Consider the following 16,280-nt stretch of genomic DNA (forward strand, 5'->3'; position numbering starts at 1 on the left):
TCCGAGAATACGCAGGTAGAGGTTTTCTTGTTAATGCTAGAATACCATGTGTCGCCGGGCTTGAAAAGAAGTGCAGGTCAAACTGTTCTCGGAACACGCTCTGAATTTACCGATATGAGATTTATTTGAAGGGTCTATTGACAGATGGAAAAAGGTGGATTAATATCAATACATAATTGATCTAATTTTTTAGATCGAACTAAATTAACAGATCGAATTAGAATTACAGATTGATTTCTGCATCCAAATGGGGAGGCTTTAACATGAACAAGGAACAATCGCAGTTTCTAGATATCTCCTTAGCACAGGCGAAGCTACTGGGCAGCGCGCAGCGAATTAAAATTATTAGAGCCATGGTTGACACCGCCAAAACCTCCAAGCAAGTGGCTGACGAATTGGGAGAATCTCCTGGCAGTATCCACTACCATATCCAGAAGTTATATGAGGGTGGGCTGATCGATCTGGTCAACACCCGAACCGTAGGGGGAATCGTGGAGAAATACTATCAATCGAAGGCCAAGTGGTTCAATACCCGGGGGGCCAATATGATCGATCCTGTGCTGGCTGATGGTTACGAAGCAGCTTCTGCGACAAAAATCAGCTTGCGTATGCAGCTCTCGCCTGAGCAAAGGGAAGAGATGTTGACGGAATTCAGGTCCTTGCTTGAGAAATGGGTTACGATCTCCTCGACTTCGAAGTCGGATGATACTGAGGAATATGCAATTGGCGTCAACGTGGTTTCGGCAGAAAAGCTCAATCAGTAATTCTATACTGCTGAAGGCGGGGTATTCTGTGGAAATATTTAAAAACCGCAATTTCACATTGCTTTTTGTTGGCCGGATTCTAACGAATATCGGCGATAGCTTATATGCGGTAGCAGCCATGTGGTTGGTATATAACTTGGGAGGCTCAACATTATATACTGGGCTTGCAGGATTTCTATCGATCCTTCCCCGTGTTATTCAACTCTTCTCCGGTCCGATAACTGACCGTGTTCCGCTGCGGGGGCTGCTTGTATATACGCAGTTGTGTCAGGCATTACTGCTGCTTATCGTACCGTTTGCGTATTATTTTGACTTTCTAACCGTTGGCTTGGTCCTCTCCATTACCCCCATTCTTACGACATTAAATATGTGGTTCTATCCGGCGCAGCTCTCGGCTCTTCCGAAAATTCTCGATAAGAAACAACTATCTCAAGGCAACTCCTTATTCTCTATTGCTTACCAAGGTATCGAGGTGGCCTGTAATGCGGTATCCGGGGCTTTGATTATCGTCCTCGGCGCAGTCTCGCTCTACCTATGGAATTCGCTGGGCTTCTTTATTGGAGCTCTGCTATTTACTCAACTAAGAATCAGAACTTCCAACACCAATTCAACGAATGACAGAGAGAAACCTGCTGACAAAAACGAAGGGAATCACTCCGTACCAGCTCGTAATCATGTAAAAAGCTACATATCAGATATGAAAGAAGGAATTAGACTGATCGTTGCTACACCGCTGTCGCGTATTCTGTTCGGCGTAATTGTCATTAATGCGGCCGGGGGAGCTACCTTTACAGTAATGCCCGCTTTTGCAAATAGTCTCGGCGGAGCGGATATCTATGGATTCCTGCTGATGTCGCAGGCCTGCGGAAGCTTGCTGGGAGCTATTCTTGCCCCTTATATGAAACTGGAACGTGTGCGTTTGGGGTATCTTTTTGCCACGGCCTTTTGTCTAGCAGGAACTGTCTGGTTCCTTAGCATATTCGGCCACTATATCTGGCTTGTAGTTTTGGTCTACGGTTTGGTATGGTTTCCGGGGGGAGTGACCAACGTTATTGTTAACACGGTACTGCAAAAAGGCGTGCCAGAGAAAAACCTGGGTACTGTCTTCGCAGCGGCTTCGGCCATTAGCGGTATTGTTATGCCGCTCGGCAATCTGATTGGCGGCAGTCTGGGGGTTATCGCGGCAAGTTCAACAGTGATTGCTGGCTGTGGAATTACTGTACTCATTGTAGGTATATGTTGGCTGCTTGATCCGGTCACCCGAAGACTTCCAGCGGTAGAGCAGGTTGATACATCCTGGTTTGCGTCTGCAAGCCCGGCGTCTGCCTCAGCCTCTACCTCGATATAGAATGAGTGCTGAGGTCAGTCGAATTGCTAGCTCTACCCTCATTTGAGAGCATTATCTTGCTTGAACATAGAAAATAGCTGCGTACTCGCAGCTATTTTCTATTTATGTCAGTAGTAGAGTATGTGATCTTATAGTAAGTTAGCGTGGGAACGGCGGCATCGGGAGACCTGGGTAAGCCGGGGATGGGAGCGGGGCTGCTTGCTGCGATTGTTGTCCTGCTTGCGGACCTCCATAGGCCGGATAACTGCTTGCCATTGCTGTCCATTCAGGCCTAATTGATATCGAATAGGACTGCATCTGCTGCGACATAGTCTGGTATGGCGAGGGGAACGTGGAAGCTACAGGCTGAGGAGCTGTTGGGACACCATAAGCTTGAATCGGCTGTGTCCACTGAGGCATGCTTTGATGCGCACCTTGTTGAGTAGAGCTTGGCATCTTCTGGAATTGTGTTGTTTGGTTGCTGCGTTTCTGATTGTTTGAGGAGCCGGATGGTTTGCAATCTTTGGGTGGGCCAACAATGATGGTTGAAGTGATAGGGGCGAGCGTCTCCTTGACCTCGTCTTCATTCAGACAGTACGTGTCAGCTAGCACATTGGCAGGAGTCAATCTTAGAATATCTGAACCAAAAATAACCTCAGGAATCGGCGCATCAAATACGGCTAACAGATGGGTATTATCCCTTGTTGCAATTTCATAATGCCACCAGCCCTGTGGTACATTGGCAACCTGACCCGGGGTGATTGGAAAATGAAGTAATTGGTTCGTGAAAGGGTTGATCAGTGAGACGACGGCCGATCCGGCAATACAATAGACTAATTCGGAAGCGTTCTGATGATAATGGGGCTCTACCGTGCCGCCATTGCTAAGAAATATATCTAGCAGTGAGTTGTTCCCAAGCGTGTTCAATTGATTGATTGACAAGACATTAATATAATTCTGATTGTCTTTCTTGAAGAACAGGTTGTTCTTCAAGTCATACGTAAATTGGACATTGGGTGAGGTATAATCCATGTAGGAGATAGACATATGCTGTTCTCTCCATCCTTTCGGTTGCGATTGATGGAGTATTCTATGCATCCGCCCAGAGAAGAGTGATTGGGCTTTATTTGATAGGATCAAGGATTAGAAGGTTTGGCAGATGCCTTTAGAAGGGGGATGAAAATAGTGGAAGATAAGACTATGTGGCAAATTGCTCTAATTCAAACTAACATCAGTGCAGGTGACCCGGATCGGAATCGAGAAGTCCTGGAAAGTAAAATGCAGCAGGCTGCAGAAGCCGCCTTGAAGCCCGATATTATCGTTCTACCTGAAATGCGGAATACGGGATACGCGCTTGAGCAAATTGATAAGCTTGCCGATCCTGAAGGACTGGCGAGCCGGCGCTGGATTTCGGAATTTGCACGCAAATTTAAGGTTCATATCGTTGCCGGATCCGTTGCTGAGAAGAGAGAGGATAAGGTATACAATACGATGCTGGTCTTCGATCGGACGGGCGCTGAAGTAGCGGCCTATTCCAAGATTCATTTGTTCGGACTTATGAATGAGGACAAGTATATGGCGGCAGGAGATCAGGCGGTTACCTTTGAATTGGATGGGATAAGAGCCGGGGCGTCGATCTGTTATGATATCCGCTTCCCTGAACTGGCCCGTACATTGTCGCTGAACGGGGCGCAAATCATGTTCGTGCCGGCCCAGTGGCCGCACCCACGGCTGCAACACTGGCGCACTTTGTTGACCGCACGGGCCATCGAGAATCAAATGTATGTGATCGCCTGCAATACGACTGGCAGAAATGGCAATGATTATTTCTTTGGACATTCGGCGATCATCGATCCCTGGGGGGAATGGATCGCCGAGGGCGGGGAGACAGAGGGGATCATTACCGGCCAGCTCGATCTGACCCTCGTCCATCAGGTGCGAGAACGGATTCCAGTGTTCAAGGATCGCCGACCGTCGGCTTATGAACTGTAGCGTTCTGCCAGAGTCTGCTTGAACGTCTCGATGAAGGCCTCTGCAGCTTTTGATAAATAGCGCCCTTTACGATAGGCGATTACGAGTGTCCGACTAGGAGCAGGGTCGGCGAGTGGAAGATACACGGGAATTAGCTCACTGCGCTTGGCTCTCGCTATGAAGTGGGGAACGAGTGTAATTCCCATCCCAGCAGCAACTAAAGACTGGACGGTCTCAATGTTATTGCTCTCAAATACGACGTTCGGTTCGAAACCGGCTTGGCGGCACAGATCTATCGTTATTTTCCGGAAGCCTTGTCCTTTCTTCAATACAATGAAGGGCTCGTCCTTCAACTCCGCCAATGAGATTCCATTTCGTTCTCCGGCTTTACTAGCCAGCGGATGCTGAGGGGGAACTGCCAAATCGATCGGCTCTTCGCCAATCGGCTCGTAGGTTAGCGTCGGCTCCTGCAGTGGCAGGGAGAGCAGGCTCAGATCGGTGCCGCCGCCAGCCGTCAGCTTCTCCAGATTAAGTGAGGTATCTTCCCGCAGTACGATGTCAATGTCTGGGTAAGCGACCTTGAAGGCGGGCAGTACATACGGAAGCAGATGCGAGCCAGTAATCGGCATACTGCCGATCACGACGCGGCCGGCGCGAAGCTGGGAGATATCGTCCATTTCCTGACGCAGCTCCTTAACGGCATCCATAATCTTTCGGGCATGTTCAATGAAGCTCTCACCGGCATAGGTCAGCTCCACCGTGCTAGTATTGCGCTGAAACAATTTGACACCGAGCTCCTGCTCCAGTTTGGATAATTGCTGGCTTAGTGAAGGCTGGGCGATATGAAGCTTGTCGGCCGCCCGTGAGAAATTCTTCTCCTCAGCAATTTGTAGGGTATATTGCAGCTGTCTTAGTTCCATACGGTACCTCTCTTGATTTATAGATTTAGTATTGTGCATATTTGCGCTTCTTATTTGTTTTACCTATAACTATTATATGATATATAGGCATGATTAGTCAGATAGAATATCCTCTTCCGGTAATAAATGTCGAACATGTTTGTTATAGGCGATTCATTCTATGTATAATAGGAGTATAGAACTCATGGGAGGTATTTTGTGTGCGAAAAGTATGGAAAGAGGTTCAAGGCTGGGGCATTTCAATCATCATTGGATTTGTGCTTAGCATATTAATTGGAATATTCGTGATTCAACCCTATAAAGTGGATGGTCATTCCATGGAGCCTACGTTGAAGGACAGTCAACGGATCTATGCGTGGAAGATCAAACACACGCTAGATAAGCTTCCTAAGTATGGAGATATCGTTATTGTAGATAGTCGTGTGGACCGGAGCCGTACTTTTATGGATGATTTTTTGGAGCATCCTATCATTAATTTATTTTCTGGCCAAGCGGATAATGAAATTTTCTATGTCAAGAGAGTCATCGGACTGCCGGGTGATACGATCGAGGTTAAGGAAGGCCATGTGTATCGCAACGGGGTTCAGCTAAGCGAACCTTACATAAAGGAACAAATGAACCTGGGTCCGGCTCAAACCTGGGAGGTCCCACAGGGAGATGTTTTCGTGATGGGGGATAACCGCAATCATAGCAATGACAGCCGCAGCATCGGTCCAGTACCGCTGGATCATGTGATGGGAATTGATTTCAAGTAGATTTGAATATTGAACTCTATCAGGCATCCGTTAAGGGTGCCTGTTTTGATTTTGCCAGGGGCGCATGTCTGTAACGAAACACCATAACTTTATTTGGGCTAAATCCAGTCTAAAAGCCACTAATCTAGTGAAATAGCGATACCCAGTTTCGTTACAATTTAGGACTGCTCTTATCGGCGCTAATAGCGATACTGTGTTTCGTTAGAAGTCATTTAGCAATTGGTTACCTCCTAATTCCCCAAGGTCCTTCTCCTCAATCACTGCCAAAGCGTAGATTGCCCAGCTTCACCAGCCCTTACTTATAGGTTAAACCTATCGTTATTATAGTTATTATATCTTGGAACAATGAAGAATTAAGTGATATATTGATTTCAATATACGAGTCACTGGATAATGGCAGAATTGCCGTAGCTGACTTGTTCAATGTTCGAATCCTTGTGTGGGGTGAATTTTATGAGCAACCAAAAGAAAACGTTGTATGAGAAAATTTGGGACAATCACGTAATTTATCAGGAAGAAGGCAAACCTAGCATTTTGTACATCGATTTGCACCTCGTTCACGAGGTAACGTCACCACAAGCCTTCGAAGGCTTGAGATTGAATGGACGCAAGGTGCGTCGGCCAGATCTGACGTTTGCAACGATGGATCATAACGTTCCTACGAAGGACCGTTACAATATTACTGATCCAATCTCCAAGCAGCAGATCGACACGCTGTCGCAGAACTGTAAAGATTTCGGCGTTACCCTGTATGATCTGGATACGATCGACCAAGGTGTCGTTCACGTTATGGGGCCTGAGCTTGGCTTGACACATCCAGGCAAGACGATCGTGTGCGGCGACAGCCATACTTCGACGCATGGCGCCTTCGGTGCGCTGGCTTTCGGGATTGGTACGAGCGAGGTTGAGCATGTAATGGCAACGCAATGTCTGCAGCAAGCGAAGGCGAAGACGCTGGAAGTGCGCTTCGTCGGCAAGCGTAAGCCAGGCGTTACAGCCAAAGACCTGATTCTTGGCGTCATTGCCCAGTACGGTACAGATTTTGCAACGGGTTATGTTATTGAGTATACGGGTGAAGCTATTCGTACACTCACAATGGAAGAGCGGATGACGGTATGCAACATGTCGATCGAGGCTGGAGCAAGAGCGGGATTGATCGCACCTGACGAGACTACCTTCAACTATTTGCGTGGACGCGAGCATGTACCGCAAGGAGCGGATTTTGATCGCGCGGTAGCTGAATGGTCTGCTTTGAATACGGACGAAGGAGCTTCATATGATCGCGTCGTTGAGTTTGATGTGGACTCGTTGGTTCCACAAGTAACCTGGGGAACGAGCCCGGGAATGGGTACTAATGTGAATGCAAACGTACCTAATCCCGCTGATTTCACTACGGATAATGAACGCAAAGCAGCCGAGAAGGCGATTGAATATATGGGGCTTACTCCAGGCACCCCAATAACAGAAATTGAGATCGATTATGTATTTATCGGTTCTTGTACGAATGGTCGGATTGAGGACTTGCGTGCAGCAGCGGAAATCGCCCGCGGTTACAAGGTGTCCAATAAAGTAACGGCAATCGTTGTGCCTGGCTCTGGTCGCGTGAAGTTGCAAGCTGAGCAGGAAGGACTTGATAAGATTTTCACTGAAGCCGGATTTGAATGGCGTGAAGCTGGATGCAGCATGTGCCTGGCGATGAACCCGGACGTATTGCAGCCAGGTCAGCGCTGTGCTTCTACTTCTAACCGTAACTTCGAAGGCCGTCAGGGTCGCGGTGGCAGAACTCACCTCGTCTCTCCAGCAATGGCTGCAGCTGCTGCTATTAAAGGCCGTTTCGTGGATGTACGTGAGTGGAATGTCAACAGCGAAATCGTGAGCTAAAATAGGTTGTTCAAAACTCGGTGCGAAAATCGGACTTTTTGAACATGCACTATAAGTAAGAGGGGAGCATTATCATGGAAGCATTTAATAAATTTACGGGTATCGTCGGTCCAGTAGATCGGGTGAATGTGGATACGGATGCGATAATTCCGAAGCAATTTTTGAAGCGTATTGAGCGTACTGGATTCGGACAATTTCTGTTCTATGAATGGCGCTTCGACACAGAAGGTAATGTGAATCCGGAGTTCGAACTCAATAAGCCGCGTTATAGCGGAGCATCAGTTCTGATCTCCCGTGCCAACTTTGGCTGCGGCTCCTCCCGGGAGCACGCGCCATGGTCGATCCTTGACTATGGGTTCCGTTGTGTAATTGCACCTTCTTTTGCGGATATTTTCTATAATAACTGCTTCAAGAACGGCATTCTGCCGATTAAATTGTCGGAGGAGCAAGTGGAGGAACTGTTTCAGCGTACAGCACAGCATGAAGGCTACAAGCTGAGCGTCGATCTGGAGAGCAAGTCGATTGCTGATGAGTTCGGGCTAAGACTCTCCTTCGATCTTGACGAGCACCGTCGTCAATTTTTGCTGCAAGGTCTGGATGACATCGGTTTGACATTGCAGCATGAAGAATTGATCACTGCCTACGAACAGCGCAAATTCGCTTAAGCTAATCATTTCATCGATAGCCGATTCCCCGTTCCCTCCATCTCGGAGAAGAAGGGAGTCGGCTTCTTTTTGTTTATGGACTGCAACTTTACTGCAACTAGATTTGGTAGAATTGCCCTCAAATATGAAACTTTCTTCATGAAAACTTCGTTATAAATTTTGTATGCATTTGTCATTCTATGAAATAGGAGTCTATCAGAAAACGCTATAATCTGATATCATGGAAGTTATTAGCAAACTGTGCGGTTATTGAGTTTTTTGTTTGTCGGACGGTTGTCAGCGATTTGTCGTATGTCGGGTGATGTAGTGTAATTGAATGTCGGATGCCGGAAATTTGCTTTGTCAGATCTTGCTGCAGAAGTTGTTGGTGCTGCTCGCACTTGCTGCGATCTCGCGGTAAATTACGAGAATGGTAGGGATAAGATGATGAAGAAATTGAGGTTCATAGTACTGTTCATGCTCTGTTTGTTTGCTATTCCGGGAATCAGCCAGGCGGCTTCCCCGGTCAGCACCCATATTTATCTTGATGGTCACGAGTTGACGCAGCCTGAGAAGGCGCAGGCCGGAATCGTCAACGGGAATGTTATGGTACCTCTACGCGTTGTATTAGAAGGACTTGGATATGATGTTGCGTGGGAGAAGAAGACAGGGAGTGTTACGGTCTCCCAGGCTGATACAACTCTTAAATTCGTGATCGGTGAGAAAGTGGCACAATCCGGGGATCAGGAGATTACTCTAAGGGCGGCGCCTTTTCTGCAGAATAACACTACCCTCATTCCGCTACGCTTCGTTGGCGAGGAGATGGGACTTCAAGTAAGCTGGGATAATAAGACCAAATCCGCTCATTTATTTAGTCCTGACGGTGGATCGGGTTCGGGTGTCGGAGGAGGCAAATCCGCTTCGAATCCTAATGAAGAGGGCGGGACACCAGAGAACGTTCCGCAGCAAGGTAATTCTAACGGTGGCGGAAGCTCTGTCCCTTCAGCGACACAAGCGATGCTCAATGGGATCAGCTTCAGCGATAATCGTCTGCAACTCTCGGCATCTAGCGATATTGAGCCAAGTGTGTTCAAGATGGACGGGCCTAATCGGATCGTCATCGATCTGCCGCAGACCTCTTTCTCCGAACAATTTGCAAGTGCCTTGCCGCTGGACGACACAATGCGCGGGGAGTTTGCTGTAACGGATCATCCTAGCGTATCACAGATCCGTTATGCTCTATTTACTCGCAATCCAGATACGGTTCGCATTGTACTTGATCTCAAAGCACCAAGTCCATATTCGGTTACTCGAGATGGACTAGGGCTGATTACGATAGATTTGACGGAATCTACCGCAGTTACACCGCCCCCTTCCGGCGGCAACGGGAAGAGGATCGTTGTGATTGATCCTGGCCATGGCGGAACACAACCAGGGGCTATAAGCAAGAGCAAGAAACAGGAGAAGGATTTCACCTTGGCGGTCGGCTTAAAGGTACAAGCTCTGCTGGAACAAGAGCCTGATATCGATTTCGTCCTAACGAGGACGACTGATGTCACGCTAAGCCTGCAGAACAGAGCTAAGCTGGCGAATGACCTGAATGCGGACATATTCATATCTATTCATGGGAACAGCATTGATCCGCCTGCTAATCCTAGCGGTTCCGAGACGTACTATACGAGAGAAGAGAGTATCCCGTTAGCGAACGTTATGCATAAGCATTTGGTAGCGGCGACAGGGCTTGCTGATCGTAAGGTGCGTTATAGCAGTCTTCATGTTACGAGAGAGACAAAGATGCCAGCGGTGTTGCTTGAGGTCGGGTATTTGAGTCATGATAAGGATGACGCCCTGATGTATACCGAGGATTTCCAGCAAAGTGTTGCTGAGGGAATTGTAGCTGGTATTAAGGAATACTTAGGACTGTAATTATCCAATTTAGACGCTTGAAAATGCGTAAGTCCCAAAGGGGGAATGAAGTATGAAGAAATTATGGCTCTCAGGATTGCTGGCAATATTAATTATCGCGGCTGTTGGCTGTGGCCAGAAACCGGAGGCTTCACCGCAAGGAAATGACAGCTCTTCATCCATCCAGGACCCGGTAGCTGCGAGTCCGGATTCGAATGGCGGTGGGGACAATGCGGGGCAGGGGCAAAACGGACAGAGCGGAATTACCGATCCGGGCACCTCGGAACAACTGCAGGCTGACATAACGGTATATTTTACCGATAATGATATTATGGATTTGAAGCCGGTCGAGCGTGCAATAACATACACCGATGCGAACGATAAGTATGAGACAGCCTTTAAAGCTCTGCAGATGGCAGATGAGGGATTGATATCACTGTGGGACAAGGTTGAACTTAATGCGTTAGATTTCTCAAAAGGGCAACTCGTGATCGATATTACACTTCCGCCTGAGGCTAGGCTTGGTGCTGGTGGTGAATCACTTGCGATCGAAGCTTTGAAGAAGACGATGTTCCAATTTGATGAGGTGGACAGCATCGAAGTGACTGTGGATGGAGAGCAGCTTGAATCTCTGATGGGGCATGTTGATTTAGACCATCCAATTGCTAGGTGATAGTCCCGAATTCTGAAGCAATAGTTTCCGAGAGTCTCGGAAACTATTTTTTTTGTATTTTGCAAAATAAGAAAATTGGTATATTATCGCAACTTTTGTGAGTTTTGGACGTCTAATATTTCGTCTGATGATGGCCGGGGCTATTATCAGTTACCCGACATCATGAGTCAAAATACTTGAATGGTAGGGGTGAAGGATGAAAAAAATTGGCTTCGGTGTGTTGATGTTTTTTGTAATGTTTATGCTAGTCCTTCCACAGATCGGACATGCCGCCTCGGGTGGGACAAGCATCGTCTTGGATGGAAAAGCGCTGAATTTGCCGGCGAATGGACAGGTTCAGAATCTAAAGGGCAATGTAATGATTCCAATTCGTGTCGTCTCGGAGGAACTGGGTTTTGACGTCAATTGGGAGAAAAAGACGCGCACGGTAACTATACAGCAATTAGATACTGTATTGAAACTGGTCGTGGATCAGAGCACGGCTATCGTCAATGGTGATAGCGTAAGACTGCCGGTGGCACCGAAATTAGTGAGTGACACGGTGATCGTTCCGCTTCGCTTTGTAGGGGAGCAGATGGGTCTAAAGGTAAGCTGGGATAATAAGGCGAAGACCGCATATCTTGTATCTCCAAATTCCGGATCAGGCTCGGGAAGCGGTGGAAACGCCGGCAGTGGCAATCAACCGTCCAATCCTGGACAGGTAGAGAATTTGGCTAATATCAATGGAATCAGCTTCAGTAACAATCAGCTTATGATCGCAGTGGACAAGAATGTGAAGCCAAGTGTGTTCACGATGAATGGGCCAGATCGGATCGTTATCGATATTCCGAATGCTCGCTTCGGTGACAGCTTTGCAACGGGGCAGAACTTGGACAGTAACAAGAACGGATCACTGGAAGTGAGCGATTATCCGGGGATATCACGGATTCGCTATGCATTGTTCAGTGACAATCCTTCGACGGTACGGGTTGTCATGGATATGGACAGTGCCAAGAAATATAAACTCGTGAACAACAATGATGGACTTGTCATTATTGATCTTAATGTTGAGGATTCTACATCTCCAGGAACTACTCCGGGGGGCGGTGGCAATGGTAAGAAGCTCGTTATTATTGATGCCGGCCACGGAGGAAGCGATCCAGGAGCAATCAGTATTACCAAGAAGAATGAGAAAGACTTTACCCTGGCTGTAGCGTTGAAAGTTCAGGCATTGCTTCAGATGGAATCGCAAATTGAAGTCGTCATGACTCGGGAAAGCGATACATATCCGACATTGAGTGATCGCTCCAATCTGGCTAATAAATTGAATGCGGATATCTTTGTATCTATTCATGGCAACTCAGGACCGTCAACAGCGACAGGCGTGGAGACGTTCTACACACGATCGGATAGCGCTCAGCTTGCTAAAGTTATGCATAAGTATCTTGTGAAGTCTACGGGGCTAGCTGATCGTAAAGTTAAAACGCAAAGCCTGCATGTAACCCGAGAAACGAAGATGCCCGCTGTACTGCTGGAATGTGGGTTCCTCAGCAATAGTAGTGATGAATCCAAGATGTACACGGAGCAATTTCAGGATAGTGTAGCTGACGGAATTGTAAAAGGAATTAAAGAGTATTTCGGAATGTAATCATTCGCGTTACTCAAAGTTAGAGTTCAAAAAGTTCGATCGAGATCAAAATCGGACTTTTTGAACTACCTCAATTAAATGAATGTTCAAAAAGCGGAAGGACCGGCTAAATTCAAGAGTAGATGCCGAGTTCTCTTTCTGGTTTATTTCGAGATTATAAGAGACTTTTTGAACTACCTTGCATAGGAGGTTACGATGATGAACAGAAAACTAATTGTATCAGGAATGCTGGTTCTTCTGCTCGTCCTGAGTACCGGTTGCGGACAAAAGCCGCAGGTTTCCCCATCTAATGGAGTTACTCAGGAACAGGTGGGAGCAGACGGAAATAGCGATTCGCACAGCTCAGATCATGAGCAGGGAAGTAATAGCGGGCAAGAAGGTAATACCGGTGATTCAGGGCAAGCAGGAAATGGGGCTAACCAGGAGACTGGAGGGAGCTCGGTGAATGAGAAGAAGACTGCAAAGATCGAGACTTATTTCAGCGATGACCAGATGCTTGAAATGCAAAAAGTGGAGCAAGAAATCACCTATACAAGTGACGATGATAAGTATTTGGCAGCACTAAAAGCTCTGCAAAATACAGAGGATCAAAAATTGTTCCCCTTGTGGGGAAAAGCTGTGTTCAACTCTGTCCAAATACAAAATGGTGAAGTTGTAGTAGATTTGTCTCTGCCGAACGAAGCAAGGCTTGGCGCTGGCGGCGAAGCGATGGCACTTGACGCGCTTAAACAGACTCTCTTCCAATTTTCTGAAGTGAAATCGATCCAACTGTTAGTCGACGGTCAGCAAGTGGATACACTGATGGGCCATGTGGAACTTGAACAGCCGCTGACAAGAAATTAGCCGTAATTGGAGGAACTTAGGTACCTTCTGTCGAATAGAGATCTATAGAAGTCGAGTTCAAGGGCCGGTTTCATATCGCAAAGTTGGTTTTTTGAACAACCTCTAGAGATTATTTTGTAGAAAGGGAGAATTTAATGTCATCATATAAACGCAAGTTTCAACGGAGTATGAACAGAGCGGTATCTACTGTGCTGGTAACAGCCTTATGTCTAGGTGGAGGCGCAGCAGCCTTTGCGGATGGAGTACAGGAAGATGCCTCTCAAGCACAAACACAAAATACGTCCTCATTTCAATTATTTAGTGATGTGAAGAGCGGCTTCTGGGCGGAGAAGCATATTTATAAATTAGCTTCCGAAGGAATTATTCTCGGCGATGCCGGGAAATTCCGTCCGGGAGACAGCGTTACTCAGCAAGAAGCGATTACTATGGCAATCCGCTTCATGAATTTGAATTCGAAACTGGGCAGCGGCGAGAATGCACCTAAGGAATTGACGGTCGGCAATTACTTCAAGCCGTATGTCGAGCTGGCTCTACAGCAGAAGCTGATCGACAAGGCTGAGGAGATCACCAACACCCGAGAGAAGGAAGAATGGGGCAAGAAGCCAGCTTCCCGTGAGTGGATAGCCAAAATTCTAGTGCGTGCCTTGGATAAAGAAGCAGAAGCCAAAGCTGCTGCGGGTACTTCTACCGGCTTCGCCGACGAGAGCAGTATTTCAGCAACGGCTCGTGGCTATGTTAATGTAGCCGTTCAACTCGACCTTACAAAAGGTGTCGAAGGTAATAAATTCGATCCGCGCGGCAATGTGACGCGTGCGCAACTCGCAACCTTCTTCAGCCGCGGCGGTGAACATGTGAATCCGGGCTATGACAACGTATATGAAGGCATAGTCACCTCGTTGAAGGATGACAGCCTGACATTGTTTGTGAACGGTACGACAAGGACCTTCAAGCTGGATAGTCGTTCTGTATACTTCACGAAGGATTCAGAGACGAAAGCATCCAAGTCCGCTTTACAGATGTATACGAAGGTGCTCGTTGTAGATAAAGTAGGCTCGGCATCTTATGTTGAGGTGCGGGACGCTAGCCAACAGCTTGAGAAGACGGAAGGAACGCTGCTTAGAGTTCTAAGCGGTAACCGGATGCTATTGTTGGTGAACAACGATTCCGTGACCTATACTTATGACGCAAATACAATGTTCCTTGATCAAAACGGCAATACGATCGCGCCGGATAGTCTAACTCCAGACAGCACGGTGGAAATTCAACGTGAGACATTCACGGCAGAGAAGAAGCCGATTATCGTACAGGTTAAATCTGCGATCACGAACAAGAGCGGTAACGGTGTCGTGGAAGATTTTGATCTGACGAAGAAGACGGTCAAGATCAGAGAAGCCTCCGGCATAGAAGAGACCTACAAGTATGATGACAACACAATTATTCTCTATCAGGATCAACTGCTGAACAACCTTGGCGAATTGCAAAAGGGTGCTGCAGTTGAATTCACAGTAAAGAACAATGTGCTGACCAAGCTCGAAGTAACACAAAGCGTCGAACGGACAGTAACAGGGACGCTTCTTAGCATCGAAGGAAAGTCGCTGATTAGCTTCACAAATGCGAACGGCAAGGACGAGATCAAGCGTCTTGTTGAGAAGCCGCTTATTGTGATCAGCGGTATTGCTGAAGCAACACTTGATGATCTGATCGCTGACGTCAAAGGCGGAGACAAGGTCAAGCTGACAATCAATCCTGAGGAGCAGGTTACGAAGATCGAAGTAACCGGTCGTCAATCGGAATCTGTTGGCGCTGTATCTGTCGTTAAATATGAGCCTAAGTACAAAGCTCTGATGGTTGTGGATTCCGCGAAGAAGGTACATGCCTTTACTCTGGATGAAAAGACCAAGGTGGAATACAATTCTGCTAACCCGACGCTTGAAGGAGCAGAGTCTCTACTGACCGAGGGCAGAAGAATCAGTCTAACCTCGATTGGAGACCGGGTTCTCTCGTTGCAAGTAATCTATAAATATGAAGGTACCTATGTATCGACGGATACGACCAAGAAGAATGTAACGATTCTGCAGGCTGATGGTACCAAGATTGAAGTTCCTTATCAAGGAATCTCACCTTCCGTATCTATGTACGGTAAGAGCAATGTGAGCTGGACAGAATTGAGGACCGGCGATCCGGTTACTGCCTTCCTGAGCACGAATCAAGATGCGCTGCAGACACTTGCTATCAAGAAGACCGTCCAGTTCGAGCTTACGAATGTGAATGTCAGCAACAGTCGTATTAGAGCACTTACCAATGGTATTTCTAATGAGTTCTATGTGGATCAGGCAGCCTTGTTCGGAGAAAATGGCATCGGAATTAAGATTCATGATCTTAAGGTAGGCCAGACAATCAATGTTACCTTTAGCGGACAAACGGCAACCTCTCTGCATGTAGTGAAATTATCACTCGGTAAGGTAGAGCAGGTCGATGGTTCTGTATTAACGTTGAAAAAATTCGATGGTACGAGTGAGACATTCTCGCTTGGCAGCGGCGTGAAGGTGGTCCGTAACGGGTCTGTAAGCTCAGGCAGTTCCAGCCTGAATACCAAGGATCATGTTGAAGTTCGCAAGGACACGGATGGCTCGCTACTGGTCAAAGTATTGACCTCGATGGAGCGTCAAGTATCACGTTATAACACGTTGGCCAAGGAGCTTTCTGTACTCAGATCGAGCGCAGCGGATAACAATTATCGCTTCCCGATTACAGATGATATATATATTCACCAAGGTGACACGACTTTGTCCGTGCAATCACTGAAGGAAAATGATAAAATTGTTCTGTATTTCAATGGCGACAAGCTGATTGAAATCGAAAAACAATAATCGTTTTCGTGAGAAGAACCGTCTTGATGCGGGATGTTTCCCGGATCAGGACGGTTTTTTAACCGTTAATGAGGCTGAATGACCTTAGGAAAGCAGGTGA

13 protein-coding genes are annotated in these 16,280 nt (G+C 47.1%); 11 read left to right on the forward strand and 2 right to left on the reverse strand.

Going from position 1 to position 16,280, the window contains the following annotated elements:
• Positions 1-263 precede the first annotated feature (263 nt).
• Together EI981_RS10675 and EI981_RS10680 are read left to right on the forward strand one after the other, a co-directional pair.
• On the forward strand, positions 264-764 hold the full coding sequence (locus tag EI981_RS10675; RefSeq protein WP_126997947.1) for an ArsR/SmtB family transcription factor: 501 nt from the start codon (positions 264-266) through the stop codon (positions 762-764).
• 28 nt (positions 765-792) lie between these two features.
• Positions 793-2,112 (forward strand): MFS transporter, encoded by a 1,320-nt coding sequence (locus tag EI981_RS10680; protein WP_126997949.1) that lies wholly within the window; start codon positions 793-795, stop codon positions 2,110-2,112.
• Between the two features lie 138 nt (positions 2,113-2,250).
• Here the strand turns inward: EI981_RS10680 and EI981_RS29520 are convergent, their stop codons facing one another.
• Positions 2,251-3,138 carry a cupin domain-containing protein gene (locus tag EI981_RS29520; protein ID WP_227011791.1) on the reverse strand — a complete coding sequence of 296 codons (888 nt, stop codon included), beginning with the start codon at positions 3,136-3,138 and terminating at the stop codon, positions 2,251-2,253.
• A gap of 129 nt (positions 3,139-3,267) precedes the next feature.
• Between EI981_RS29520 and EI981_RS10690 the strand changes: the two genes are divergently transcribed.
• On the forward strand, positions 3,268-4,083 hold the full coding sequence (locus tag EI981_RS10690; RefSeq protein ID WP_193556448.1) for a carbon-nitrogen family hydrolase: 816 nt from the start codon (positions 3,268-3,270) through the stop codon (positions 4,081-4,083).
• On the opposite strand, the gene EI981_RS10695 is transcribed toward EI981_RS10690, so the two are convergent.
• Positions 4,071-4,982 (reverse strand): LysR family transcriptional regulator, encoded by a 912-nt coding sequence (locus EI981_RS10695; protein WP_126997951.1) that lies wholly within the window; start codon positions 4,980-4,982, stop codon positions 4,071-4,073. The genes EI981_RS10690 and EI981_RS10695 overlap by 13 nt on opposite strands.
• 200 nt (positions 4,983-5,182) lie before the next feature.
• Between EI981_RS10695 and lepB the strand changes: the two genes are divergently transcribed.
• The 8 genes from lepB (at position 5,183) to EI981_RS10735 (ending at position 16,180) form a co-directional block, all read left to right on the forward strand.
• Entirely contained in the window at positions 5,183-5,737 is a 555-nt protein-coding gene (gene lepB, locus EI981_RS10700) for a signal peptidase I (protein WP_126997953.1), read from the forward strand.
• 453 nt (positions 5,738-6,190) lie between these two features.
• Positions 6,191-7,618, forward strand: coding sequence for a 3-isopropylmalate dehydratase large subunit (leuC, locus tag EI981_RS10705; protein ID WP_126997955.1), 1,428 nt, complete (start codon positions 6,191-6,193; stop codon positions 7,616-7,618).
• A 74-nt stretch (positions 7,619-7,692) separates the two neighbouring features.
• The gene (gene leuD / locus EI981_RS10710) at positions 7,693-8,283 is read left to right on the forward strand and encodes a 3-isopropylmalate dehydratase small subunit (protein WP_126997957.1); all 591 of its coding nucleotides are present in this window, start codon (positions 7,693-7,695) and stop codon (positions 8,281-8,283) included.
• 423 nt (positions 8,284-8,706) lie between these two features.
• Positions 8,707-10,188 (forward strand): N-acetylmuramoyl-L-alanine amidase family protein, encoded by a 1,482-nt coding sequence (locus EI981_RS10715; protein ID WP_335926372.1) that lies wholly within the window; start codon positions 8,707-8,709, stop codon positions 10,186-10,188.
• Between the two features lie 52 nt (positions 10,189-10,240).
• Positions 10,241-10,840 (forward strand): GerMN domain-containing protein, encoded by a 600-nt coding sequence (locus EI981_RS10720; protein ID WP_126997959.1) that lies wholly within the window; start codon positions 10,241-10,243, stop codon positions 10,838-10,840.
• Between the two features lie 196 nt (positions 10,841-11,036).
• Complete coding sequence (locus EI981_RS10725) at positions 11,037-12,467, forward strand: N-acetylmuramoyl-L-alanine amidase family protein (RefSeq protein ID WP_126997961.1); 1,431 nt, start codon at positions 11,037-11,039, stop codon at positions 12,465-12,467.
• 198 nt (positions 12,468-12,665) lie between these two features.
• Positions 12,666-13,310, forward strand: a complete 645-nt coding sequence (locus tag EI981_RS10730; RefSeq protein WP_127004559.1) for a GerMN domain-containing protein — start codon at positions 12,666-12,668, stop codon at positions 13,308-13,310.
• Between the two features lie 134 nt (positions 13,311-13,444).
• The gene (locus tag EI981_RS10735; RefSeq protein WP_126997963.1) at positions 13,445-16,180 is read left to right on the forward strand and encodes an S-layer homology domain-containing protein; all 2,736 of its coding nucleotides are present in this window, start codon (positions 13,445-13,447) and stop codon (positions 16,178-16,180) included.
• The last annotated feature ends 100 nt before the right edge of the window (positions 16,181-16,280 follow it).

The sequence above is a fragment of the Paenibacillus lutimineralis genome (assembly GCF_003991425.1).
In the GTDB taxonomy this organism is placed as follows: Bacteria; Bacillota; Bacilli; order Paenibacillales; family Paenibacillaceae; genus Fontibacillus; species Fontibacillus lutimineralis.

Coding starts and splice junctions, on each gene's coding strand:
- EI981_RS10690 (WP_193556448.1), top strand. CDS start 3,268: ATGAAAATAGTGGAAGATAAGACTATGTGGCAAATTGCTCTAATTCAA.
- EI981_RS10715 (WP_335926372.1), top strand. CDS start 8,707: ATGATGAAGAAATTGAGGTTCATAGTACTGTTCATGCTCTGTTTGTTT.
- EI981_RS10720 (WP_126997959.1), top strand. CDS start 10,241: ATGAAGAAATTATGGCTCTCAGGATTGCTGGCAATATTAATTATCGCG.
- EI981_RS10725 (WP_126997961.1), top strand. CDS start 11,037: ATGAAAAAAATTGGCTTCGGTGTGTTGATGTTTTTTGTAATGTTTATG.
- leuD (WP_126997957.1), top strand. CDS start 7,693: ATGGAAGCATTTAATAAATTTACGGGTATCGTCGGTCCAGTAGATCGG.
- leuC (WP_126997955.1), top strand. CDS start 6,191: ATGAGCAACCAAAAGAAAACGTTGTATGAGAAAATTTGGGACAATCAC.
- EI981_RS10735 (WP_126997963.1), top strand. CDS start 13,445: ATGTCATCATATAAACGCAAGTTTCAACGGAGTATGAACAGAGCGGTA.
- EI981_RS10675 (WP_126997947.1), top strand. CDS start 264: ATGAACAAGGAACAATCGCAGTTTCTAGATATCTCCTTAGCACAGGCG.
- EI981_RS10695 (WP_126997951.1), bottom strand. CDS start 4,982: ATGGAACTAAGACAGCTGCAATATACCCTACAAATTGCTGAGGAGAAG.
- EI981_RS29520 (WP_227011791.1), bottom strand. CDS start 3,138: ATGTCTATCTCCTACATGGATTATACCTCACCCAATGTCCAATTTACG.
- EI981_RS10730 (WP_127004559.1), top strand. CDS start 12,666: ATGAACAGAAAACTAATTGTATCAGGAATGCTGGTTCTTCTGCTCGTC.